The sequence below is a fragment of the Luteolibacter algae genome (assembly GCF_042683045.1).
In the GTDB taxonomy this organism is placed as follows: domain Bacteria; phylum Verrucomicrobiota; class Verrucomicrobiia; order Verrucomicrobiales; family Akkermansiaceae; genus Luteolibacter; species Luteolibacter algae.
Map to the genome: position 1 here is coordinate 1 of NZ_JBHUIT010000039.1, position 569 is coordinate 569.

The 569-nt window shown below is 56.1% G+C and carries 1 protein-coding gene and 1 pseudogene; both read right to left on the bottom strand.

All coding sequences use genetic code 11. The annotated features are described in order from the left end of the window. Positions 1–28: 28 nt before the first annotated feature. Positions 29–292 carry a CPCC family cysteine-rich protein gene (locus ACFSSA_RS15730; protein ID WP_386821584.1) on the bottom strand — a complete coding sequence of 88 codons (264 nt, stop codon included), beginning with the start codon at positions 290–292 and terminating at the stop codon, positions 29–31. A 48-nt stretch (positions 293–340) separates the two neighbouring features. Continuing rightward, a pseudogene (locus ACFSSA_RS15735) lies at positions 341–565 on the bottom strand (barstar family protein); the annotation flags it as partial. Between the last annotated feature and the right edge of the window lie 4 nt (positions 566–569).

A 569-nucleotide genomic window follows, 5' to 3' on the forward strand; every position in this document is an offset into this window, starting at 1 on the left:
TCACGTGGAAAATCCGACTCGGAGCGGGTCAGGCGGTTGGGTGCTGCGTCTTGTTAGCTCCATTGTTTTTGAGCCATCGCGGGTCGCGGACAAATTCACCGATTGTGCCCGAGAGACGGTCATACGGTGGCTGACATCGGCCGTGGAGGCGAAAGTTCTCTCTCGCTTGAGTCAGGGACGGCGAATTCGCTCCGCCCTCGTAGTTCGGGTCATCATGCTGAACGGGGTCATCCTCCCAGAAACAGACCTCACAGATCTCATATGAACCGACACAGGGATCGCCGAACGTCATGTAACCACAACAGGGGCACGTGCGTAACGATGTAAGAACCTCACGGTCAGGAAACTCAGTTCGATAGTCGTCGAGACACCCTCGAAACTTCTCGGCAGCTTCCGGAGCATGGCGGATCAGGTCGTGAACTCCGGTTATGAGGAGCGTCTCCGGCATATCCGAGGACGAATCGTCACAAATGCAGTCCCAAAACGCATCGAAGTTGAAGCCGTAGTATCCGGGGAACCCTAGAGTCTTCGACAGATACTCGTGGAGCGTCTCCTCGTCGAAGATGCCC